The organism is Bradyrhizobium sp. MI1.10 (assembly GCF_055811035.1).
This window is the reverse complement of the sequence record NZ_JBVVPN010000006.1, coordinates 28,970-49,571: the sequence shown is the minus strand read 5'-3', so window position 1 is coordinate 49,571 and position 20,602 is coordinate 28,970. Positions and strand designations below refer to the sequence as shown.

Sequence of the window (20,602 nt, the reverse complement as noted above, 5' to 3'; positions counted from 1 at the left end):
TGTCGCGATTGTGTCTCTTGACCGCGCGTTGTAGGGGGCCGCGAGTTTCTTTCTGCGTCGCGAATGCCGTCTCACGCAATCCGCGGCACCAGGTCACTGCCTTCCGTTTCAGCAAAGCCCGCCTGCAAAACCTCTTCGCGCTTGTGGCGTAGATGCGCGCGCAGGATATGGGCGAGGCCGACGCCGTCGCGCCTCTGCAGTGCGTTCAGGATGGCATCGTGCTCCTTCACGGCGACCGCCCAGCGCTCGGGCGTCATCGGCGTGACATAACGCGCGCGCCGGATGCGCGCGGTCACCGACGCATACAGCCCTGCAAGCACCGGGTTTCCGGCCGCAGCGACGATGCCTTCGTGAATGGCGCGGTTGCCGCGATAGTACTGGATGAGATCGCGCTCGCGATAATGCCGCACCATGTCCGCGTGCGCGGCGGCGATCGCGGCGATCTCGGCGTCCATGATGCGCTCGCAGGCGAGCTCGCCGGCGAGCGCCTCGAGACCCTGGCAGACCTCGAAGAGGTCGCGCATGTCCTTGTCGGTCAGTTTTGCGGCGCGCGAACCGCGATGCGGCAAAAGCTGCACGAGCCCTTCGGCGGCGAGCACCTTGAGCGCCTCGCGTAGCGGCGTGCGCGATATCTGAAGCCGCTCGCACAGCTCGCGCTCGGGAATCCGCGCGCCGGGCGGGATTTCGCCGTCGAGCAGGATGGCCCGGATGCGGCCGACGACTTCCTCATGGAGCATGGGTCTGAAGTCCATTTGAATGCAAAAATGAAGCTATATGCGAATTAATGCAAGTTCCAGCTTGTAAATCGATCATTTTGCATTCAAAAATGTAGAAAAGCAGAAGGACATGAGGAAATGGACCAGCAGGTGGTGGCGGAAGACCTCGTTTTCGAGCGCCAGGACGGTATCGGGCGGATCACCTTCAACCGCCCGCAGGCGCGCAATGCCTTCACCTTCGCGATGTACGAGCGGCTCGCCGCGATCTGCGAGGAGATCAACGACGATCACGCGATCAAGGTGCTGGTGCTGCGCGGGGCCGGCGACAAGGCCTTTGCCGCGGGCACCGACATCAATCAGTTCCGCGATTTCAAGTCGCCGCAGGACGCGATCGACTACGAAAACCGCATCGATCGGGTCCTGACCACGCTCGAGCAATGCCGCGTGCCGACGATAGCAGCGATCAACGGGTTCTGCACCGGCGGCGGCGCGGGCATCGCCGCGGCCTGTGATCTCCGCATCGGCACCCAAAGCGCGAAAATCGGCTTTCCTATTGCCCGCACGCTCGGCAATTGCCTGTCGATGTCCAATGTCAGTCGTCTCACCGCGCTGATCGGCGCTGCCCGCGTCAAGGATCTGATCTTCACCGCGCGCCTCGTCGACGCGACGGAGGCGGCCAGTGTCGGGCTGCTCGGCGAGGTCGTCGAGGATCTTACCGCGCTCGACAGGCGCGCCGACGAGGTTGCCCGATTGCTTGCCAGCCACGCGCCGCTGACGCTGAATGCGACCAAACAGGCCGTGGCGCGTCTGCAAAGGCGGCTGACGCCGGACGAGGGCGAGGACCTCATCCTGATGTGCTACACGAGCCAGGATTTTCGCGAAGGGCTCGATGCTTTCCTCACCAAGCGCGCGCCGCAATGGCGCGGCCAATAGGACGCCCCGATGCAAAGCGATCGCTCGCAATCAACCTCCGGCCGTTCGGGGCCGCTTGCCGGCCTCAAGGTCATCGATCTCACCCATGTCATGGCGGGGCCGACCTGCACTTTGATGCTGGCCGACATGGGCGCCGACGTGATCAAGATCGAGAAATCGCCGAACGGTGACGACACCCGCCATTCGGTGCCGCCGAAGATTGGCGACGAGGCGGCCTCCTTCCTGATGATGAACCGCAACAAGCGTGGCATCGTGCTGGATCTGAAGACCGAGGGCGGCAAGCAGGTGTTGCGGCGGCTGATCGCGGGCGCCGACGTGCTGGTCGAGAATTTTGCGCCGGGCGCCATGGAGCGCCTCGGCTTCGGCTACGAAGACCTGCACAAGCAGCATCCAACGCTGATCTATTGCTCGCTGTCGGGCTTCGGCCGCACCGGACCCTACAAGCACCGCCGCGGCTTCGATCTGGTCGCCCAGGCGATGAGCGGCATCATGAGCTTTACCGGCGAACGTCCCGATGGTCCGCCGGTGAAATGCGGCCCGCCGCTGTCCGACATCACCGCCGGCCTGCTGGCGAGCATGGGCATCCTCGCGGCCTACACGCACCGTCTCAAGACCGGCGAAGGGCAGTGGGTCGAGACCTCGCTCTATGAGGCCGCGCTGGTGCAGACCTACTGGCAATCCACGATAGCGCTGGCCGCTGGCACTGCGCCGCGTGCGATGGGTTCGGCCCATCCGCTCAACGCGCCGTACCAGGCCTTCGAGGCCTCGGACGGCTGGCTGGTGGTCGGCGGCGCCAACAAGAAGCACTGGCTGTTGATGCTGGAAGCCCTCGGTGCGAGCGAACTCGCCTCCGATCCGCGCTTCGTCACCGGGGCCGACCGCATGGCCAATCTGAAGGAGCTCGAAGCTGTCCTGAGCGAGCGCTTTCGCACCCGGACGCGGGCGCACTGGCTCGCTGCGCTGGACGAGAAGGGCGTGCCGTGCGGACCCGTGCACGACATGCTGGAGGCGCTTCGCGATCCGCAGACGCTGGCGCGCGAGATGGTCGTCGAGGTCGAGCATTCCACGCTCGGACCCGTGAAGACGATCGGCTTGCCGGTCAAGTTTTCGGAGACCCCGGGCAAAGTGCGCACGGGCGCGCCGGTCTACGGTGAGCATACAAGCGAGGTGCTGGTCGAGCACGGGTTCGACCAGAAGCAGATCGAAGCGCTCGAAAAAGAAGGCGCAATCGTCCTGGCATCAGGAAGACGCGAGGAACGCGTCGCCTGACCGGACGTCGAAAACAACAAGATACAAAAATCAGCTGGAGGACATCATGGGTCGGACGTCAACACTTCTGCTCTCCGCCGCCGCAATTGTGCTCGCCGGCACGATGCCGGCGCTCAGTGCCTGGCAACCGCAAAAGCCGATCGAGTTCGTAGCGACCGCCGGGCCCGGCGGCGGCACCGACAATCTCGCGCGCGCCGTGCAGAACATCATCACCAAGCACAAGCTGGTGGAGCAGCCGATCGTCGTCGTCAACAAAGGGGGCGGCAGCGGCGCGGAAGGCTATGTCTACGGCAAGGCGTCCGCCGGCGATCCCTACAAGGTGATCTTCGGCACGTCGAATGCCTGGCAGCAGCCGCTCGTCTCCAAGGTCGCCTTCAACTACACCGATCTCACTGCGATCGCGGCGATGGCGCAGGACGAGTTCCTGCTCTGGGTCAAGCAGGACGCGCCCTACAAGACGGCGGGCGACTATCTGAAGGCGGCCGCCTCGGGCGAATTCAAGATGGGTGGCGCGCAGTCGAAGGATACCGACGAGGTGCTGACCCGCATGATCGAGAAAGCCGGCCACATCAAGCTGACCTACATCCCCTTCAAGAGCGGCGCAGAGACTGCCGTGCAGCTCGCCGGCGGACACCTCGACTCCCACGTCAACAATCCCAGCGAAAGTCTCGGGCAATGGCGCGGTGGAACGCAACGACCGCTTTGCGTTTTCAGCCCGAAGCGGCTGCCGCAGGGCGCCAAGGTCACCGCGACCGAAGGCTGGGGCGACGTTCCGACCTGCGTCGAGCAGGGCCTCGACATCAAGCAATATGAGCAACCGCGGACGGTGTGGCTCCCCGGCAAGGTCACCCCGGACCAGGCCGCGTTCTATGTCGACCTCATGAAGAAGGTGCAGGCGACGCCGGACTGGAAGGACTACATCGAGAAAACCTCCCAGGTCGACACGTTCCTGACTGGCGCCGAACTCGACAAGTTCATCAAGGAGGACCTCGAGCACGTCAAGCAGGTCGCGGGCGAGCAGGGCTGGTTGGTCAAGTGAGGCGGCCGATGGCGTTCGATCGCGCAGCCGAGTTCAACCACCGTCCTCATCCTGAGGAGCCCGCCGCAGGCGGGCGTCTCGAAGGATGGCCGGGGATGGGATGTCGTCCGGAGCCGTCCTTCGAGACGCGCGCCAAAGCGCGCTCCTCAGGACGAGGACTGAGCAAACATCTGGCGCTTCGCTGGAGCGGCCCATGATCTCGCGCCGCGCCCTCGAACTTGCGACCGCCGTTCTCACCGGCAGCTTTGGTGTGGCCGTCGTCGTCTCCAGTCTCGATAACGGCATCGGCTGGTCAAGCGCGGGCGTGGACGCCGGCACGTTCCCGTTCCTGACCGGGATCATCATCGTGCTCGGGAGCTTCTACAACCTGGTGCGCGGTTTGATGCCGGTTGCGTCACTGGCGAACGTCCCCATCGCCATCACATCGATCGAGCTGCGCCGGCTTGCCGGCCTGTTCGTGCCGGCCGCGATTTTCGTGGCTGCGATTCCGTTGGCCGGGATGTACGTCGCCTCAGCCCTGTACATCTTCGCGGTGCTGGCGATCCCCAGACAACAATCCGTGCCGCGCGCGCTTGGCATGGCGGCGGCGACAGCGCTCGCGCTCTACGTCGTGTTCGAGCGCATGTTCCAGGTGAGCTTGCCGCACGGCGCGCTCGCCGCGGCGTTCGGCTTCTGACGGAGAGGCCGATGGACAACCTCGGAGAACTCCTTCACGGCTTTGGCATCGCGATCACGCTGCCGCATCTGGCGCTGATGGTGATCGGCGTGCTGCTCGGCATTCTCGTCGGCGTGCTGCCTGGGCTGGGTGCTCCGAACGGGGTGTCGCTGCTGCTGCCGCTGACCTTCGGCATGCAGCCGGTCTCTGCCATCATCCTGCTCTCCAGCATGTATTGGGGCGCGCTGTTCGGCGGGTCCGTGACCTCGATCCTGTTCAACATCCCGGGCGAGCCGTCGTCTGTCGCCACCACCTTCGACGGCTACCCGATGGCGCGCGATGGACGTCCGACGACAGCGCTCGCCACCGCCTTTGGCTCGGCGGCATTCGGCGCGCTGATCGGCGTCATCCTGATCACCTTCCTCGCATCGTGGGTCGCGCAGGTCGCACTCGCCTTCGGGCCGGCGGAATATTTTGCAGTCTATTTCCTGGCCTTCGCCAGCTTCGTCGGCATGGGCGGGGCGGCGCCGATCAAGACCGTCGTCGCACTGGCGATCGGCTTCGCCATTGCCGCCATCGGCATCGACACTGTCTCCGGCAGCGTGCGCCTCACGATGGGCGTCGACGAGCTGGTCAAGGGCGTGAACTTCGTCGTCGCGGTGATGGGCCTGTTCGGCATCGGCGAGCTGCTCGTCGCCGTCGAGGAAGAGTTTCATGCCCGCGCAGTCTCGTCGAAGATAGAGTGGCGCGAGGTGTTTCGTGCCGTCGGCCGCCTGCCGCGACATAGCGTTGCGCTGCTGCGGAGCGCGGCCATCGGATGCTGGATGGGGATCACGCCTGGCGGCCCGACTGCGGCGTCGTTCATGAGCTACGGCATCGCCCGACGCTTCTCGCGCCGTGGCCGATACTTCGGCACGGGAGAGGTCGAAGGCATCATCTCGCCGGAGACGGCCGATCATGCCGCCGGCACCAGCGCGCTTTTGCCCATGCTCTCGCTCGGCATTCCCGGCTCGGCCACCGCGGCCGTCATGATGGGCGGGCTCATGATCTGGGGCCTCAATCCCGGGCCGATGCTGTTCGTCGACCAAAAGGACTTTGTCTGGGGCCTGATTGCGTCGATGTATGTCGGCAACATCGTCGCCGTTGTGCTGGTGCTGCTGACCGTGCCGGTCTTTGCGGCGCTGATGCGGATTCCCTTCGTGATCATCGCGCCGCTGATCGTGATCATCTGCGTTGTCGGCGCCTATTCGGTGTCGAACTCCTATCTCGATGTCGTCATGATGCTCGGCTTCGGGATCGTCGGCTATCTCTTCAAGAAGCTGTTCTATCCGCTGGCGCCACTCGTGCTCGCGATCGTCATCGGCGACAAGGCCGAGGACGCGTTCCGGCAGTCGATGCTGATGTCCAAGGGATCGCTCGGGATATTCTTCGCCAACAAGCTGGTGACATGCCTGATCGTGGCGGGCATCGTGCTGTTGCTGCTTCCGCTCGTGCTGCAGCTTGCGCGCTTGCTGCGCAAGCCTGCGCCGTCGATCCACGAGACGACAGTCCAGAACACAGCTCGAGAGACCGCTCGAGAGAAGGTGATCATATGACCGCAAAGCCGCTCATTGCACTGGCAATGGGAGATCCCGCTGGCATCAGCCCGGAATTGACCGCAAAGCTCGTGGTGCAGGACGACATCCGCGCCCGCGGCCGGATCGTCGTGATCGGCGACCGGCGCGTCTTCGACCAGGGCGCGCGGATTGCCGGCGTCAAGCCGGAGCTGACCATGGTGGAGCAGGGGGCCGATTTGCGCGCGGCGGAGGGCGAGACGCTGTTCGTCGATCTCGGGCACCTCGATCCCGGCGAGGTCCAGCAGGGGATCGCGAGCCTCGCCGGCGGCAAGTTCGCGCTTGCCAACTACAAGCACGCGCTCGAACTCGGCCGCGACGGCCGGGTCGATGCCGCCTGCTTTACGCCGTTCAACAAGCAGGCGATGCGGCTGGCCCGCGCCGAGTATGACGATGAGATCGCGTTCTCCGCCGAAGTGGTCGGACTCAAAACTCCCGCAAGCGAGTTCAATGTGCTGGACCGGCTCTGGAATGCCCGCGTGACGTCCCACATCCCGCTCAAGGACGTCGCCGCGCGACTGTCCGGCGAACGTATCCATCGCGCGCTCAAGCTGACTGATGCCTGCATGCGCAATGCCGGCTTCGCCCGGCCGCGCATCGCGGTCGCCGGTCTCAATCCGCATGCCGGCGACGGCGGTAATTTCGGCCGCGAGGAGATCGATGTCATCGCACCCGTGGTCGCGGCCGGCCAGCGCGAGGGCATTGCCGCCGAAGGGCCGTTCCCGGCCGACACCGTGTTCCTGCGCGCCAAAAGCGGCGCCTTCGATGCAGTGCTGACGATGTATCACGACCAGGGCCAGATCGCGATGAAGCTGATGGGCTTTGATCGCGGCGTGACGTTGCTCGGCGGCTTTCCATTTCCGATCTGCACGCCGGCGCACGGCACTGCCTACGACATCGCCGGCCAAGGCATTGCATCAGTCGGTGCCAGTCGTGCCGCGGTGTTGCTCGCCGCGGAGATGGCCGTGCGTCGCGTCGCCTGATTTCTCCGACGGGGAGGTGGGCGCCTGCTTGTGTCTGCGGTGGCCGCGCAGTTTCGGACTTTCCGGGAAGAAGTGGAAACTTCCGTCCTCGTAACGAGTTGCCGTCGCATGAACGTCTCCAATCTCGGAGTTGGAACATGGTCGACGACGACCCGCTACGAACGGCGGTGGATATTGCTTGGTCCGTTTACCGCGCCCGGCATCGCCACGTCGATGCCGCGGATAGTCGTCGCTGCCTGCTTGAGCGTCATCTGCAAGGGAGATGGAAAGCGCGCGGGAGCGATGCCGAAGAACTCACGCAATTCGGGATTGCCTTCCTCGATCGGCTTCCTGACGACGAATGTTGAGGCTCATGGAAGGGCTCGTCTGCCGGGTCGCGGCCGCAAGTGCCAGGCCGAATTGGACGCTGCTCGCGATTTCGAACCTTCTGTCCGCCGCGATCATTCTGGTCGTGCGTGCGGCGGTTTAACGGGTAGCCTCTCATGCGCATCGCTCAGATTGCTCCCCTCGCCGAAAGCGTCCCTCCGAAACTTTACGGCGGCACCGAGCGGGTAGTGGCCTGGCTGGTGGATGGGCTGGTCGAGCTCGGCCACGAGGTCACGCTGTTTGCGAGCGGCGATTCCAGGACGAATGGTGCGCTTCATCCGGTTTGGCCACGCGCGCTGCGTCTCGGGCGGAAGGGGGCGGACCCGACGGCCGCGAGCGCCATGCTGATGGAGGCGATTGCAAGGCGTGCGAAGGAGTTCGACGTGATCCACGCGCATGTCGACTGGCTGTCGTTGCCGTTGCTCAGCCGTCTCGGCGTGCCGTTCCTCACGACCATGCACGGTCGCCTCGACTTGCCCGGGCTACCCGACGTAGCCAGGCAATTCCCTGAAGCATGCTTTGTGTCGATTTCCGATCATCAGCGCCTGCCGCTTCCCGATGCGAAATGGATCGGAACCATCCAGCACGGGCTGCCGTCCAACCTGTTTCGTCCGTCCTACGAACAGGGGTCCTATTTGGCGTTTCTCGGGCGTCTCACCGCAGACAAAGGTCCGGAAGACGCCATTCGCATCGCACGTGCGGTCCAGATGCCCCTCCGCATCGCCGCGAAGGTCCCCCGCGCCGAGACAGCCTACTTCAGGAAGCACATCGAGCCCAACATCGACGGTAAGAACATCCAGCTTGTTGGTGAAGTCGATGACGCGGAGAAACAGCCCTTCCTTGCCGAAGCCGCTGCGCTGTTGTTTCCGATCGACTGGCCGGAGCCGTTTGGGCTGGTCATGATCGAAGCGATGGCATGCGGAACCCCGGTGATCGCCTATCGCTCCGGCTCTGTCCCCGAAGTCGTCGAGCACGGATTGACAGGCTTCATCGTCGAGAACGAGGAGCAGGCCGTCAGGGCAGTCGGCGAATTGGGCAAGCTGGATCGAAGGAAGGTGCGCGCCCGCTTCGAGGAGCGCTTTTCCGCGAGCCGAATGGCGAGGCAGTACGAAGACCAGTACCGCAAACTGGCTGCCGCCGCGGCTCGGGAGTTGATCACTGAACCGTCGGAAACGTGAAAGGACCCGGCGATGTCGCTCGGAAAAGCGGGGCAGATTTGCATCTTTCTGGTCTTCGCTCTGGCTGCGCCGCCGGCGTTCGCCGCGGAGATCGACGCCGCTGCCATCAAGGTCGCTGAGCCGTCGAAGAAAACCCTGTCGAACGATAAGCCGACCGCGGCGGGTGTCCGGTTGCAGGTCCTGCTGGACCGCGCGCACTTCTCGCCCGGCGAGATCGACGGCAGGTTCGGCGAGAACGCCAAAAAGGCGTTGCGGGCCTATGCCGAAGCGCGGCAGCTGCCGGTTTCGGACACCGTGACGGACGATGTCTGGACCGCGTTACGGGCGGACGACCGGCCGGTGACGATGACCTATGCCATCACCGAGCAGGACGTGGCGGGTCCTTTCCTGAAAAAGCTGCCGTCGAAGATGGAGGACATGATGGAGCTTACAAAGCTAGGCTTCACCAGTGCGCGCGAGGCCCTGGCCGAGAAATTTCACATGAGCGAGCAGCTCCTGGCCGCGCTCAACTCCGGGCGCCATTTCGATCGCGCCGGCGACACCATCGTCGTGGTGGACACATCAGGCGCAGGCGAGGGCATCTCCACCAAGGCCGACAGGATCGAGGTCGACAAGGTCAGGCAGACTGTAAAACTGTTCGACAAATCGAATGCGCTGATCGGATTTTATCCCGCGACGGTCGGCAGCGAAGAGAAGCCGTCGCCTTCAGGCACGCTCAAGGTCACGGAAGTCAGCCGAAATCCGTACTATCGCTACAATCCCGCTTATCGTTTCAAGGGCGTCCATTCCCGCAAGCCCTTCACCATCAAGCCCGGCCCGAACAATCCGGTCGGCACGGTCTGGATCAACCTGTCTGCCGAGGGCTACGGCATTCACGGCACGCCTTCGCCGGAGAAGATTTCCAAGGCGGAATCTCACGGCTGCGTGCGTCTGACCAATTGGGATGCCGAGCGCGTCGCCGGCCGTGTCTCGAAAGGCACGCCGGTGGCATTCGTGGGCAGCCCCGGATGAACGAACGCCTCGAGGTGGCAACGCCGCTCGCCGATTGTGCGCTATTTCGGGATCGGCATCGTCAGCTCCTTGTCGGCCGTATCCACCACGAAGACAGCCAGCAATTTTGCGGGTTCGGTGTCGCTGGCATTGGCGCTGACGGCATGACGGTCGCCGGGTTTTTCAGAGAAGTTCTCGCCCTTGTGAAAGACCTTGGCGGGGCCGTCATTGACCTGACTGCGGATCGCGCCTTCCAGGACGGTGGCGTAGATGAAAGCCGAGGGCGCGTGGATGTGGGCCGGCGAGGAGCCTCCGGGACCATACTCGACCAGCACGCCTTTCATGCTCTTCCCCGGGACATTGGGCAGCGCCTGGTCGAACACGACGGTCACCTTGGCCGTGGGGGCCGCCGTCTCGGCGGCATGGGCCGTCAGGAATGATGCGGCATAGACAGCGGTTGCGATCAGCAATTTGCGCATGGGAGTCTCCTCAAAGCCTCGCGAGCCATGTTGCGAGCGACGTTTTGCCGAGCCGCGCCTCGCCGAGAGGGTTCAGCGATGTGTCGTCGATGGGAGCGCCGTAGTACGGCGCCTTTGGGTCTCCCACCACGGGTCGAGCGTCGCCGGACGCCTTCAGGCGCCGTGCGATGAATTCGTTGAAGGGCGCCTTCTCAGGTCCTGCGATATCGATCGTGCCGTTGAGCGGCTGGCCCATCGCGACCTCTGCGAGGCGATCAGCCACGTCGTCGGCCGCGATGGGTTGAAACAATGCCGTGGGAACGACGATCCGGCCCTCGGCCGCACCCATGTCACCGATGGCGCTGAGGAATTCGAAGAACTGGGTGGCGCGGACGATCGAATAGGGGACCGGAGATGCCTTGACGATGGTCTCCTGCGCCAGCTTGGCACGAAAATAGGCGATGTCGGGCGAGCGCTCGGTCCCGACGATCGAGAGCGCCACATGATGCTTCACGGCCGCAGCCGCCTCGGTCGCAGCGAGGTTTTTGCTCGAACGCTCGAAGAATTCAAGCACGGCGGCAGGCTCCCAGGACGGCGCGTTGGCAACGTCAACCACGACATCCGCACCCGCCAGCACTGCTGCGAGGCCTTCCCCGGTCACGGCGTTCACGCCTGACTTCGGCGAAGCCGCAACAGCGTCGTGGCCTTGTTGCTTGAGCTTCGTTACGAGCTTGGATCCGATCAATCCGGTCCCGCCGATCACGACGATCTTCATGGCCTATCTCCTCGGCACGTTGCGAGCGCGAGCCTTTCAGGATCGACGGCGCCCGCGTCGCGAAAGCGATGAGGCGACTCTTACCGGGGAAATGGGGCAGGCTCTTGCCTGTAACCGGCCTGCCTTGTCCAAAAATGCTGAAGACGTCTGTCCAATCGCCGATAGATAAAGTTGCGTATCGAAATAGTCCGACGCACGGAGCGCACCGCTGACGCCGGCATCCGCCAGCGGCGCTCGCTAGATTGCAGCACGTCCTTCTCGTTGGCGTTCGGTTACAGACGGCATTCGCACCACGCAGCGGAACCCGACATGGCCGGTCGAGGTATCGACCGGCTCGGCGTGCCGCGCAGCCGGGCGATATCGGCGGCAATAGTTCGGCGCGCAAAGATGCGAGCCGCCCTTGAGGACCCTGCGCGGAATCTGGATGTCGGGGAGGCGAGGGTCGTAGCTTGTGTGCTCACCGCCGCCGCGGGGATTTTTGGGGATGCAGCAGGGCTTTGCAGCGTCGGCGGCGTGCTTCGACGACCACCAGTCGGAGGTCCACTCCCAGACGTTGCCGATCATGTCGTAGAGACCGTAGCCGTTCGGCGGGAAGGCCATGACCGGCGAGGTACGCTCGTACCCATCCTCGCCGAGATTCTGGACGGGGAAGTTGCCCTGCCAGATATTGGCCATGTGCTTGCCGCCCGGCACCAGCGCATCGCCCCAGGCGTATTCCTCCGCCTCGAGGCCGCCACGCGCGGCGAACTCCCACTCCGCCTCCGTCGGCAAGTCCTTGCCGGCCCAGTGGGCATACGCTGCCGCATCGCTAAAGGAGACGTGAACGACCGGATGGTCGTCGAGGTCCTTGATGTTGCTGCCGGGACCATAGGGATGGCGCCAGTTGGCGCCGCGCAGGAAAGTCCACCACTGGCTCCAGTCGGTGAGATCGGTGATGCGCGGCGGCGGGGAGAACACCAGCGATCCCGCGTAGAGCATCTTCGCCAGCGCGCCCGGATAGTCCTTCGGATCCGGAACGACCTGCGCCTCGGTGACATGGCCGGTTGCGTTGACGAACTGCTTGAACTGCCGGTTAGTCACGGGCGTGCGGTCGATCCAGAAGCCGTCGACAGCGACGCGATGGCTCGGCGCTTCCTCGGGATAATGATGGTCGGATCCCATGCGAAAGGTTCCGCCGGGAATGAAGACCATCTCGCCGGTCTTCAAATCATCCGGCAACCACTCGCAGTGATCCAGATCCGCTCGCAACATGGTGGAAGCTCCGATACCCGCATTCCACCCGATGCTACTGCGCTACCTCTGGCAGACTTCGACGATGGCTCCTTGTCCGGCCCATTGGACGCATTGTCTGGTCCCCCACTTTTTTGGCGCTCCGGGCAGAGGAGGACGCTGCATTGCGTCCACATCTCTTTCCTTTGCACGCACGTCTTCGAACACGCGGCAAATCCATGCCGCGTGCGCTCTGCCACCCGCAGAACGCTTCCGCTTAATATCGCTAAGGTTGCAAATGATACCCGAAGATTGGACGGCTGTGATGTGCAATTTGTGCCAGTCTGCCCGGACAGTGAGACCTAATGCCCCATGGCTCAGATCCTTCAGTGCAGAGGCATTTGAGAGCAAATCTTGCGACAAATTCGGCGATGACTTGCCTGAAAACGCGAAGTCAGCTTGTCGTACCCACCTCGCGTTGTAGTGGTACTTCGCTATCGCGTGCCGCAGAATTGTCGCGCTTCAGTAACACGGTACAGCCATGGGGCAATTCCTTCTGGTTGATTCGCGCAAGCTGGATGGTTTCGAAGGTCTTCAGCAGGCCGTCCACGGCTCGCATGTCGATGTGATGCAACTCGGCCGCGGTCGGTTGCGCGGAACTTTATCCCATGTCGGCATCGGCGACTTCTCGCTCAGCATTGGTGCTTTCAACGTCGGCATGCGCACGCAGCGGGTTTCCAGCGACGACAGACTGATCATCGGGATGCTGCTCGCGGCCGAAGAGCGCGTCGCCCACTGGTCGTTCGACATGCAGCTCAATGATGTGCTCGTCATTCCGCCGCGGCTCGAACATGACGGTGTTTTTCACGGCGGCTCCGCCTACGCCGCCATGCGATTCGACATCAACGAGGTCGCGACGCTGTTCGGCGGAGAAGCACGGCTAAGCGATCCCGACACCTGGCGCAGCCGCGGTCATTTCCGCGCGCACATCGAGACCGGCGCGATCGCCTCGCGCCGCCTGGTCCGGATCATGTCGCACCTGCGCGACAACAAATATGGGCTGACGCTATCAACTGCCGATTTCTGGAAACGATCGATCGCCGAATGCATGGCTGCCAACGTCGCGTCGTCGCTGCCACCCGACGGGAATGGCTGGCTCCCTTCCGCACGCCGGCTGATCCGCAAGGTCGAGGAGTTTCTCGACGACGCCGGCACCCGTCCGGTGCACGTGTCGGAAATTTGCGCGGCGCTCGGCGTATCGCGGCGCACCCTCCACCGCGCCTTTCAGGAGGTATTCGGTCTCGGTCCGGTCACCTTCCTCAGGCACAAGCGTCTCTGCGCTGTTCATTCGATCCTGCACCAGAGCGCACCTGGCTCGACCACCGTGACAGCCGTCGCCATGCAACAGGGCTTTTACGAGCTCGGCCGGTTTTCGCAATATTACCTGGCAATGTTCGGGGAGCGTCCGTCGCAAACGCTTGGAATTGCGACGGTGCAGCCCGTCGAAGACGATATCACCAGAACCTAGCGCTCTGAGTCTGGACCGCGAACGACGCCATGATGGCATGCGTGCCGGTGTTTTGCCGGCGTGAAACGGCGAAAAAAACCGTCATGAAAACAACCAGATGGCTACTGTGCATGGGGTTGTTTTCACAGTTTTGAGTTGGATAGGCAGGCCGCCTTCAGCTTTACGCCCCGCAGACGATCACGCCATACCAGCCCAGACCCCGATAGGTCTCGTAGCCCGGGGTGGCATGGAACGCGACCAGCGTGCCCGAGCCGTCCTGATAGAAGCCGGAACGCTGGCCATTGAGCGACAGCGAGATGCGTTCGCTGAGAATGCCTTGTCCGTCGGAAGCGGCGATCACGCGAAGATTGGAGTCGACCAGCAGCACGCGCGCCTTGTCGCTGTCGCCGACACGCACGCCTTGCACGATGGCGCGGGCCTGTGCCTCCCAGTCGAAATGGATGGCGAGCACCCCGATCGGCGCGCCGTTGGCCTGTCCACCGGCGCGGACGCTGGCGCAATAGGTCGCGACCTGGGCATTGCCGAGCAGCGGCTGGTTCTCGACGTCGCCGGCGACATAGTCGTCGCCGGAGCGCAGGGTCTTGGCCTCGCGAAACCATTTGGTGTGGGCGACGTTCTGGCCGACGGCGTGAAACCGGTCGGCGCGGCCGTTGGCGATGACGTTGCCATCGAGGTCGCAGAGCCAGAGGTCGAGATAGACGGTGTAGGCCCCCAAGATCACGCCGAGACGCTGCGAGGCATGGGACACGGCCGCGCCGTCGGGCGAGGCCGCGCAATCGACCAACGCGGAATCGGTCGCCCACCAGCGCACGTCGCAGGTCCGTTCATAGAGGTTGCGGTCGATGAGCTCGATGGCGTTGAGCGACAAATCGACCATGCGCTCGCCGCGCGAGCGCTGGCTCATCCGGTCGATCGAGGAGACGAGATCGCCAGTCCGTTTCGTCAATTGGCTTTCGAGCTCGCGGGCGATGGTCTCGACCTGCTGGCCGACGCCACGGACCTCCTGCGCCACCACGGCGAAGCCCGCGCCCTGTGCGCCGGCACGCGAGCTTTCGATCAGCGCGTTCAGTGCCAGCATCTTCATCTGGTTGGTGATCTGCTGGATCGACTTGGTCTTATCGACCGCGATCTGGTTGACCTCCGCCGTAAGGCGGTTGATCAGCGCGGAGATGTCGGAATCATCCTCGGCGGATTCATTTGCGATCGGCTTGGCTTTGAGACCCAGCGCAGCAGACATCGGGGGCTTCCCTTGGCAATGAGGTCTGATCTGCAACGAACCCGGAACAATCACTGACAGATCGAATACAATTCTTTTTCGAAGATTCCGCCTAACGCCTGCTTAATTTGCTGTTTTGCGGAATGCTCAAATGATAGTCAGTCCGCGCAGCAAAGCGGCAATCCACCGCTTTGTGCGGCGCAGACATTGCAAATCCCGGGGGATTGCGGGCCAATCGTTCCGTCGGCCGGGCGATGCAATACCTCCGGCTCCCAGGTTCCTCAAACCGACCGCTGTTCATGACGCCGCCCGCCACCGCCTTGCCCGTCGAAGCGCCCCAGGCGTTCCTGGGAGTGGCGCGCTCGCTCACCGACAAGCTCTGGCGTGACCGGCTGGATGCGCGCGGGGCGGCGAAGGCGCTTGCCATCGTGCAGCGCCACCAACTGCCCGAGCTGCTGGCGCGGGTGCTGGCAGGTCGCGGTGTCGACAGCGATGCCGTCGCCGATTTCCTCGATCCAACCATCCGCAAGCTCCTACCGGACCCGTTCACGGTGACGGAGATGGAAGCCGCCGCGAAGCGGATCGCGGATGCCGCAGGGAACGGCGAGAAGGTAGCGATCTTCGGCGATTACGATGTCGACGGCGCGACCTCGGCGGCGCTGCTGACCTGGCATCTGCGCCATTGCGGGCTTGACCCGCTGATCCACATTCCCGACCGCATCTTCGAGGGCTACGGGCCCAACACGGAAGCCGTGCGTGCGCTGGCCGAAAAGGGCGCCACGCTGCTCGTCACCGTCGATTGCGGCACCACCAGCATCGAGCCGCTCGCCGAAGCAAAACGTCTCGGCATGTCCGTCGTCGTGATCGACCATCACCAGGCCGGCACGGAGCTGCCGCTGGTCGATGCGCTGGTCAATCCGAACCGGCTCGACGATCTCTCCGGCCTCGGCCATCTCGCCGCCGTCGGCCTCGTGCTGGTGACGTTGGTCGCGGTCAATCGTGAATTACGCCAGCGCGGCTTCTGGACCGCGGAGATGCCCGAGCCGGATTTGCTCGGCATGCTGCATCACGTTGCGCTCGGCACGGTTGCCGACGTCGCGCCGCTGATCGGTCTCAACCGCGCGTTCGTCGCCAAAGGCCTGATCGCAATGCGGCGGCGCGACCATGTCGGCCACACCGCGCTGATGGACGTGGCGCGGCTCAACGGCCCGCCGGAGGCCTGGCATCTCGGCTTCATGCTGGGGCCGCGCATCAATGCCGGCGGCCGCATCGGCCGCGCCGATCTCGGCGTGCGGCTGCTTTTGGAGGGTGACAGCGTCGAGGCCGCGCGGATCGCCGCCGAGCTCGACCGCCTCAATAGCGAGCGCCGTATCATCGAGCAGGCGGCCGAAGCGCAGGCCGAAGCCGAGGCGCTCGCCTCGATCGGGCTCGAGGACAAGATCGGCGTGATCGTGACGGCCTCCGAAGGCTGGCATCCCGGCGTGGTCGGTCTCGTTGCGTCCCGGTTGAAGGAGAAGTTCTCGCGGCCCGCCTTCGCGATCGCGCTGGAGCCCGGCGGCATCGGCACCGGCTCCGGCCGCTCGATTGCCGGCGTCGATCTCGGCAAGGCAGTGCGCCAGGCGGTCGCCGACGGCATTCTGCTCAAGGGCGGCGGCCACGCCATGGCCGCGGGCGTCACGCTGCGCAAGGAAAAGCTCGCCGAATTTCGCGCCTACCTCGAGCATGCGTTGGCCCGCGACGTTGCCGAGGCGCGCCACGTCAACGAGCTCTACATCGACGGCGCGGTCTCCGCGCGCGCGGTGACGACCGAGCTTGCAACGACGCTCAACCGCGCCGGTCCCTTCGGCAGCGGCAATCCGGAAGTCGTGTTGGCGCTGCCGGCGCACCAGCTCGTCTATGCCGACGAGGTGGGACAGGCACATTTGAGGCTACGCTTCAAGTCGGGCGACGGCGCCATCGTCAACGGCATCGCGTTCCGTTCGATCGGACAGAAGCTCGGCAATGCGCTCGTTGCCAATCGCGGCCAGCAATTGCATGTCGCGGGATCATTGTCGCTCGATCGCTACCAAGGCGCCGAGCGTGTGCAATTCCGCGTCGTCGACGTCGCGCTACCCGACCAGGGACCATCCATGATTAGATAGGTCCGGCAAACAACAAAAAACGAATAGCAAAAAAGGGAGTGAACATGGCAGGGCAGGTTGAGGGCAAGGTCGCGCTGGTGACCGGCGGCGCCTCTGGCATCGGCGAGGCCGTCGTCGAGATGTTCGCGCGCGAGGGCGCCACCGTCATCGCCACCGACATCGACGAGCTGCGCGGCCCCGAGCTCGCCAATAGCATCACCAAGGCCGGTGGCAAGGCGATTTTCCTGGAGCAGGACGTCACCAGCGAAGAGCGCTGGATCGAGATCACAGCCGAGATCGCGAAGCGCTTTGGCCGGCTCGATATTCTCGTCTCCAACGCCGGCACCGGCATTGCCGTGCCCTCGATCGTCGACATGACGCTCAGCGATTGGCGCAAGCAGAACGCGATCAACCTCGACGGCGTCTTCCTCTCGGTCAAGCATTGCCTGCCCCTGATGCGCAAGACCGGCGGCGGCTCGATCGTCATGATGTCCTCGCTTGCGGGCCTGCGCGGCGCGCCCGGGCTGTCGGCCTATTCAGCGACCAAGGGCGGCGTGCGGCTGTTCGCAAAGTCGATCGCGATGGAGTGCGCGGCGGCCTGTGACGGCATCCGCGTCAACTCCGTCCATCCCGGCATCATCGACACGCCGATTTGGGGCAAGATCCCGACGGGCGCGACCGGCAACCAGGGCAATGCGCCGATCGATCCCGAGGAGCGTGCGCGCGTCGTAACGCCGCTCGGCCGCGCCGGTCAGGCTGCGGAAATTGCCTCTGGCGTGCTGTATCTGGCCTCCGATGCCTCGCGCTACGTCACCGGCAGCGAGCTCGTCATCGACGGCGGCATGAATGCTGGCGGCGTGCCGCGGCGGCAATAGCCCGCCGCGCGGGCTGCGAAGGGCAGGGTGGCGCCCGCGGGGGCTGACGCGCAGGCGTCGGACCTGTACAACGCGGGCGTCGTCCGATCGACAGAGGTGTCCTTCCGCCATGGCGCACAGCCTTCACTCTTCGTCATCCACGCCAGCAACGTTTCGATCGAACCGTCCGGATCTCGCGAGCGACGCGATCCGCAGCGCGCGCGAGGATCTTGCCGCCTGCTTTAGGATGGCGGCGCGCAACGGCTTTGAGGAGGGCATCTGCAACCACTTCTCGGCCGTGGTGCCGGGCCATGACGATCTCTTCCTGGTCAACCCTTACGGCTACGCCTTCCGCGAGCTGACCGCGTCAAAACTTCTGATCTGCGACTTCCACGGCAATGTGCTCGAGGGCGAGGGCGTGCCCGAGGCGACCGCGTTCTACATCCATGCCGAGATGCACAAGCGCCTGCCGCGCGCCAAGGTCGCCTTCCACACCCACATGCCCTACGCCACGGCGCTGTCGATGACCGAGGGGGATCCGCTGATCTGGGCCGGCCAGACCGCGCTGAAATTCTACGGTCGAACGGCCGTGGACCGCGACTACAACGGCCTCGCACTCGACAACCGCGAAGGCGCACGCATCGCGTCGGCCGTGGGGGATGCCGACATCATCTTCATGAAGCATCACGGCGTGATGGTGCTGGCGCCGACCATCGCGGAGGCCTGGGACGATCTTTATTATCTCGAACGCGCCGCCGAGGTGCAGGTGTTGGCGATGTCGACCGGGCGACAGGTGCTGCCGGTCGATCCCGCGATTGCGGCCGAAACCTACAGGCAGATGCGCGAGGGCGATTCCGAATCCGCGCGGCTGCATCTTGCCGCAATCCGCCGCCAGCTCGATGCGGAAGAGCCGCAGTACCGGCACTAGCGATCGCGTCGTAGCCCGGATGGAGCCATAACTAAGACCCCTGGCGCAGCTTCGCCAGCACCTTCAGCCCGCCATAGCCGTCCGCAGGCGTGATGCCCGCGCGCTGCTGAAAGTCCTTGATCGCTTTCATGGTGTCGTTGCCGACACGGCCATCGGTGCCGCCGGTATCGAAACCCGCCTTGGTCAGGCGCGTCTGCATCTCCTGCACCTCGGCGAGCGTCAATGCGCGCTCGGAGCCGGGGAATGGCTGGATGAAAGGCGGGGCGCCGAGGCAGCGGTCGCCGAGATGGCAGATCGCCAGCGCATAGTTCATCGAGGGATTGTAGCTCTTCACCGCGTTGAAATTCGGTCCCAGCAGAAATGTCGGCCCGCCCGCAACCGGCGTCCACATCTGCGCGGATGCGGAGGCTTGCGGAAACGGCTGGCCGTCGGCGCGGGTGACGCCGGCCGCCTGCCAAGCCGCATAGGTCCGGCTGCCGCTCATCTCACCGGGCGTGCGCACCTCGTAGCCCCAATGCTCGCCGCGGTGCCATTTGCCGCGATTGACGAGATATTTTGCGGTCGAGCCCAACGCGTCGTCGGGCTTGCCGAACGGCGACACCTTGCCGTCGCCGTCATAGTCGATGCCGACATTGAGCCAGACTTCCGGCATCCATTGCGAATGCCCCATTGCGCCGGCCCAGGATCCCTGCATCTGCTCCGGCGTGCTCCAGCCCTTGTCGACAATGCGCAGCGCGTTGATCAGCTCGGTTTCCCAATAGGCTTTTCGGCGCGGCTCGTTCCAGGCGAGGGCGGCGAGCGAGGGAAACACCGGCGTCATGTGGTTCTGCTGCACCAGCGGATCGCCATAGGCGGACTCGACGCCCCACAGCGCCAGCAGCGTACCGCGCCCGACGCCGAAATCGCGCTCGATGCGCGCGAGCAGCGCCTCGTTGTTCTTCAGCGCGATCTTGCCGTTGATGATGCGCCAGTCGGAGACGCGGCGATTGATGTATTGCCAGACCTGCTCGTGGAATTCGGGCTGGTTGCGCATTTGCTTGAAGACGCTCATGTCGGGCTCGACCCGCGCCATCGCGCGCTGCCATGTCGCAGCCGAGATGCCCTTGGCCATTGCACGAGCGCGAAAACCCTCACGCCATTCCTCGAAGCCCGGAGGCGCGGCCAGGATGCGCGTTGGGAATGCGATGAGGGCGGCTGCTCCGAGCGTCGATCGAAGCAGAGCGCGGCGGCTGCGAGAGGATATAGAATCAGCGTGTTTCATGGATGCATTCTAGCGGGAAACATGGCGGCTGTGACCGGTTCCTGGAACTGGAGGAACAGACGCGGGCCCCGCGTTCCCCGGAACAAACTGTCGCACTCCCGCATTCCCCCAGCACCAATTTGGAGGAGAAGAAGATGAGGAAATATCTGTTTGCCGCGGCCATGGTCACCGCCATCGCTGCGCCTGCTTTTGCCGACGAAGTCGGCGTTCACGTCGGTCCGGTCGGTGCCGGCGTGACGGTCGGACAGTCTCACGAATATCGTGAGCGGGACCGCGATCGCGACCGCACCACCGTCATCAAGGAGCGTGAACCTGCCGATCGCACCACGGTGATCAAGAAGGAAGATGAATTCGGCAATCGCAGCAAGACCGTGATTCATCACGACAACGACTGATGGAGTGGGGGGGGGGGGGGGGGGGGGGCGCGGCGGGCGGGCGGGGGCGGGGGGGGCCCCGCCGGGGGGGGGGGGGGGGTGGGAGGGCCGCCCCCGGCGCGGCGAAGAGGCCGACG

Annotated in this window: 20 protein-coding genes; 14 read left to right on the top strand and 6 right to left on the bottom strand. The window is 64.4% G+C overall.

Features of this window, described 5'->3' with window-relative positions:
* Positions 1–71: 71 nt before the first annotated feature.
* Positions 72–737, bottom strand: coding sequence for a GntR family transcriptional regulator (locus AC0L3K_RS08430; protein WP_246648619.1), 666 nt, complete (start codon positions 735–737; stop codon positions 72–74).
* Positions 738–854: 117 nt separating this feature from the next.
* Between AC0L3K_RS08430 and AC0L3K_RS08425 the strand changes: the two genes are divergently transcribed.
* From AC0L3K_RS08425 to AC0L3K_RS08385, 9 genes are all read left to right on the top strand, one after another.
* Entirely contained in the window at positions 855–1,649 is a 795-nt protein-coding gene (locus tag AC0L3K_RS08425) for an enoyl-CoA hydratase/isomerase family protein (protein ID WP_219680291.1), read from the top strand.
* 9 nt (positions 1,650–1,658) lie between these two features.
* Positions 1,659–2,918: a CaiB/BaiF CoA transferase family protein gene (locus tag AC0L3K_RS08420; protein ID WP_219680289.1), complete on the top strand. Its 1,260-nt coding sequence runs from the start codon at positions 1,659–1,661 to the stop codon at positions 2,916–2,918.
* 46 nt (positions 2,919–2,964) lie between these two features.
* The gene (locus tag AC0L3K_RS08415) at positions 2,965–3,957 is read left to right on the top strand and encodes a Bug family tripartite tricarboxylate transporter substrate binding protein (RefSeq protein WP_007591514.1); all 993 of its coding nucleotides are present in this window, start codon (positions 2,965–2,967) and stop codon (positions 3,955–3,957) included.
* Positions 3,958–4,150: 193 nt separating this feature from the next.
* Positions 4,151–4,633 (top strand): tripartite tricarboxylate transporter TctB family protein, encoded by a 483-nt coding sequence (locus AC0L3K_RS08410; protein ID WP_035992756.1) that lies wholly within the window; start codon positions 4,151–4,153, stop codon positions 4,631–4,633.
* A gap of 11 nt (positions 4,634–4,644) precedes the next feature.
* Positions 4,645–6,207 (top strand): tripartite tricarboxylate transporter permease, encoded by a 1,563-nt coding sequence (locus tag AC0L3K_RS08405; RefSeq protein ID WP_473365753.1) that lies wholly within the window; start codon positions 4,645–4,647, stop codon positions 6,205–6,207.
* Positions 6,204–7,208 carry a 4-hydroxythreonine-4-phosphate dehydrogenase PdxA gene (locus AC0L3K_RS08400; protein ID WP_219680285.1) on the top strand — a complete coding sequence of 335 codons (1,005 nt, stop codon included), beginning with the start codon at positions 6,204–6,206 and terminating at the stop codon, positions 7,206–7,208. The genes AC0L3K_RS08405 and AC0L3K_RS08400 overlap by 4 nt, the downstream gene beginning before the upstream one ends.
* Before the next feature lie 137 nt (positions 7,209–7,345).
* On the top strand, positions 7,346–7,555 hold the full coding sequence (locus AC0L3K_RS08395) for a hypothetical protein (protein WP_007591507.1): 210 nt from the start codon (positions 7,346–7,348) through the stop codon (positions 7,553–7,555).
* Between the two features lie 135 nt (positions 7,556–7,690).
* Positions 7,691–8,752, top strand: coding sequence for a glycosyltransferase family 4 protein (locus AC0L3K_RS08390; protein ID WP_219680282.1), 1,062 nt, complete (start codon positions 7,691–7,693; stop codon positions 8,750–8,752).
* Positions 8,753–8,764: 12 nt separating this feature from the next.
* Positions 8,765–9,763 (top strand): L,D-transpeptidase family protein, encoded by a 999-nt coding sequence (locus AC0L3K_RS08385; protein ID WP_219680279.1) that lies wholly within the window; start codon positions 8,765–8,767, stop codon positions 9,761–9,763.
* A 41-nt stretch (positions 9,764–9,804) separates the two neighbouring features.
* Here the strand turns inward: AC0L3K_RS08385 and AC0L3K_RS08380 are convergent, their stop codons facing one another.
* From AC0L3K_RS08380 to AC0L3K_RS08370, 3 genes are all read right to left on the bottom strand, one after another.
* Positions 9,805–10,221 (bottom strand): cupin domain-containing protein, encoded by a 417-nt coding sequence (locus AC0L3K_RS08380; protein ID WP_007591502.1) that lies wholly within the window; start codon positions 10,219–10,221, stop codon positions 9,805–9,807.
* Between the two features lie 10 nt (positions 10,222–10,231).
* A complete protein-coding gene (locus AC0L3K_RS08375; protein ID WP_007591489.1) occupies positions 10,232–10,975 on the bottom strand; it encodes an SDR family oxidoreductase in 744 nt (247 codons plus the stop codon).
* A gap of 237 nt (positions 10,976–11,212) precedes the next feature.
* On the bottom strand, positions 11,213–12,226 hold the full coding sequence (locus AC0L3K_RS08370; protein ID WP_219680276.1) for a formylglycine-generating enzyme family protein: 1,014 nt from the start codon (positions 12,224–12,226) through the stop codon (positions 11,213–11,215).
* Positions 12,227–12,725: 499 nt separating this feature from the next.
* Here AC0L3K_RS08370 and AC0L3K_RS08365 point away from each other — a divergent pair, with 499 nt between their 5' ends.
* On the top strand, positions 12,726–13,712 hold the full coding sequence (locus AC0L3K_RS08365) for a helix-turn-helix domain-containing protein (protein ID WP_007591473.1): 987 nt from the start codon (positions 12,726–12,728) through the stop codon (positions 13,710–13,712).
* Positions 13,713–13,872: 160 nt separating this feature from the next.
* Here AC0L3K_RS08365 and AC0L3K_RS08360 read toward each other — a convergent pair whose 3' ends face one another.
* Entirely contained in the window at positions 13,873–14,949 is a 1,077-nt protein-coding gene (locus tag AC0L3K_RS08360; protein WP_007591471.1) for a methyl-accepting chemotaxis protein, read from the bottom strand.
* 278 nt (positions 14,950–15,227) lie between these two features.
* Here AC0L3K_RS08360 and recJ point away from each other — a divergent pair, with 278 nt between their 5' ends.
* From recJ to AC0L3K_RS08345, 3 genes are all read left to right on the top strand, one after another.
* Positions 15,228–17,069, top strand: a complete 1,842-nt coding sequence (gene recJ / locus AC0L3K_RS08355; protein WP_219680271.1) for a single-stranded-DNA-specific exonuclease RecJ — start codon at positions 15,228–15,230, stop codon at positions 17,067–17,069.
* 44 nt (positions 17,070–17,113) lie between these two features.
* The gene (locus tag AC0L3K_RS08350; protein WP_219680269.1) at positions 17,114–17,923 is read left to right on the top strand and encodes an SDR family NAD(P)-dependent oxidoreductase; all 810 of its coding nucleotides are present in this window, start codon (positions 17,114–17,116) and stop codon (positions 17,921–17,923) included.
* Between the two features lie 109 nt (positions 17,924–18,032).
* Positions 18,033–18,830, top strand: a complete 798-nt coding sequence (locus AC0L3K_RS08345; protein ID WP_219680267.1) for an aldolase — start codon at positions 18,033–18,035, stop codon at positions 18,828–18,830.
* Positions 18,831–18,861: 31 nt separating this feature from the next.
* Here AC0L3K_RS08345 and AC0L3K_RS08340 read toward each other — a convergent pair whose 3' ends face one another.
* Positions 18,862–20,091 (bottom strand): lytic murein transglycosylase, encoded by a 1,230-nt coding sequence (locus AC0L3K_RS08340; protein WP_219680266.1) that lies wholly within the window; start codon positions 20,089–20,091, stop codon positions 18,862–18,864.
* Positions 20,092–20,225: 134 nt separating this feature from the next.
* Between AC0L3K_RS08340 and AC0L3K_RS08335 the strand changes: the two genes are divergently transcribed.
* Positions 20,226–20,486 (top strand): hypothetical protein, encoded by a 261-nt coding sequence (locus AC0L3K_RS08335; RefSeq protein ID WP_219680264.1) that lies wholly within the window; start codon positions 20,226–20,228, stop codon positions 20,484–20,486.
* Positions 20,487–20,602 lie beyond the last annotated feature (116 nt).

Excerpts from the sequence above, each read along its gene's own strand:
- AC0L3K_RS08430 (WP_246648619.1), bottom strand. The coding sequence starts at position 737 with ATGCTCCATGAGGAAGTCGTCGGCCGCATCCGGGCCATCCTGCTCGAC.
- AC0L3K_RS08425 (WP_219680291.1), top strand. The coding sequence starts at position 855 with ATGGACCAGCAGGTGGTGGCGGAAGACCTCGTTTTCGAGCGCCAGGAC.
- AC0L3K_RS08420 (WP_219680289.1), top strand. The coding sequence starts at position 1,659 with ATGCAAAGCGATCGCTCGCAATCAACCTCCGGCCGTTCGGGGCCGCTT.
- AC0L3K_RS08415 (WP_007591514.1), top strand. The coding sequence starts at position 2,965 with ATGGGTCGGACGTCAACACTTCTGCTCTCCGCCGCCGCAATTGTGCTC.
- AC0L3K_RS08410 (WP_035992756.1), top strand. The coding sequence starts at position 4,151 with ATGATCTCGCGCCGCGCCCTCGAACTTGCGACCGCCGTTCTCACCGGC.
- AC0L3K_RS08405 (WP_473365753.1), top strand. The coding sequence starts at position 4,645 with ATGGACAACCTCGGAGAACTCCTTCACGGCTTTGGCATCGCGATCACG.
- AC0L3K_RS08400 (WP_219680285.1), top strand. The coding sequence starts at position 6,204 with ATGACCGCAAAGCCGCTCATTGCACTGGCAATGGGAGATCCCGCTGGC.
- AC0L3K_RS08395 (WP_007591507.1), top strand. The coding sequence starts at position 7,346 with ATGGTCGACGACGACCCGCTACGAACGGCGGTGGATATTGCTTGGTCC.
- AC0L3K_RS08390 (WP_219680282.1), top strand. The coding sequence starts at position 7,691 with ATGCGCATCGCTCAGATTGCTCCCCTCGCCGAAAGCGTCCCTCCGAAA.
- AC0L3K_RS08385 (WP_219680279.1), top strand. The coding sequence starts at position 8,765 with ATGTCGCTCGGAAAAGCGGGGCAGATTTGCATCTTTCTGGTCTTCGCT.
- AC0L3K_RS08380 (WP_007591502.1), bottom strand. The coding sequence starts at position 10,221 with ATGCGCAAATTGCTGATCGCAACCGCTGTCTATGCCGCATCATTCCTG.
- AC0L3K_RS08375 (WP_007591489.1), bottom strand. The coding sequence starts at position 10,975 with ATGAAGATCGTCGTGATCGGCGGGACCGGATTGATCGGATCCAAGCTC.
- AC0L3K_RS08370 (WP_219680276.1), bottom strand. The coding sequence starts at position 12,226 with ATGTTGCGAGCGGATCTGGATCACTGCGAGTGGTTGCCGGATGATTTG.
- AC0L3K_RS08365 (WP_007591473.1), top strand. The coding sequence starts at position 12,726 with ATGGGGCAATTCCTTCTGGTTGATTCGCGCAAGCTGGATGGTTTCGAA.
- AC0L3K_RS08360 (WP_007591471.1), bottom strand. The coding sequence starts at position 14,949 with ATGTCTGCTGCGCTGGGTCTCAAAGCCAAGCCGATCGCAAATGAATCC.
- recJ (WP_219680271.1), top strand. The coding sequence starts at position 15,228 with ATGACGCCGCCCGCCACCGCCTTGCCCGTCGAAGCGCCCCAGGCGTTC.
- AC0L3K_RS08350 (WP_219680269.1), top strand. The coding sequence starts at position 17,114 with ATGGCAGGGCAGGTTGAGGGCAAGGTCGCGCTGGTGACCGGCGGCGCC.
- AC0L3K_RS08345 (WP_219680267.1), top strand. The coding sequence starts at position 18,033 with ATGGCGCACAGCCTTCACTCTTCGTCATCCACGCCAGCAACGTTTCGA.
- AC0L3K_RS08340 (WP_219680266.1), bottom strand. The coding sequence starts at position 20,091 with ATGAAACACGCTGATTCTATATCCTCTCGCAGCCGCCGCGCTCTGCTT.
- AC0L3K_RS08335 (WP_219680264.1), top strand. The coding sequence starts at position 20,226 with ATGAGGAAATATCTGTTTGCCGCGGCCATGGTCACCGCCATCGCTGCG.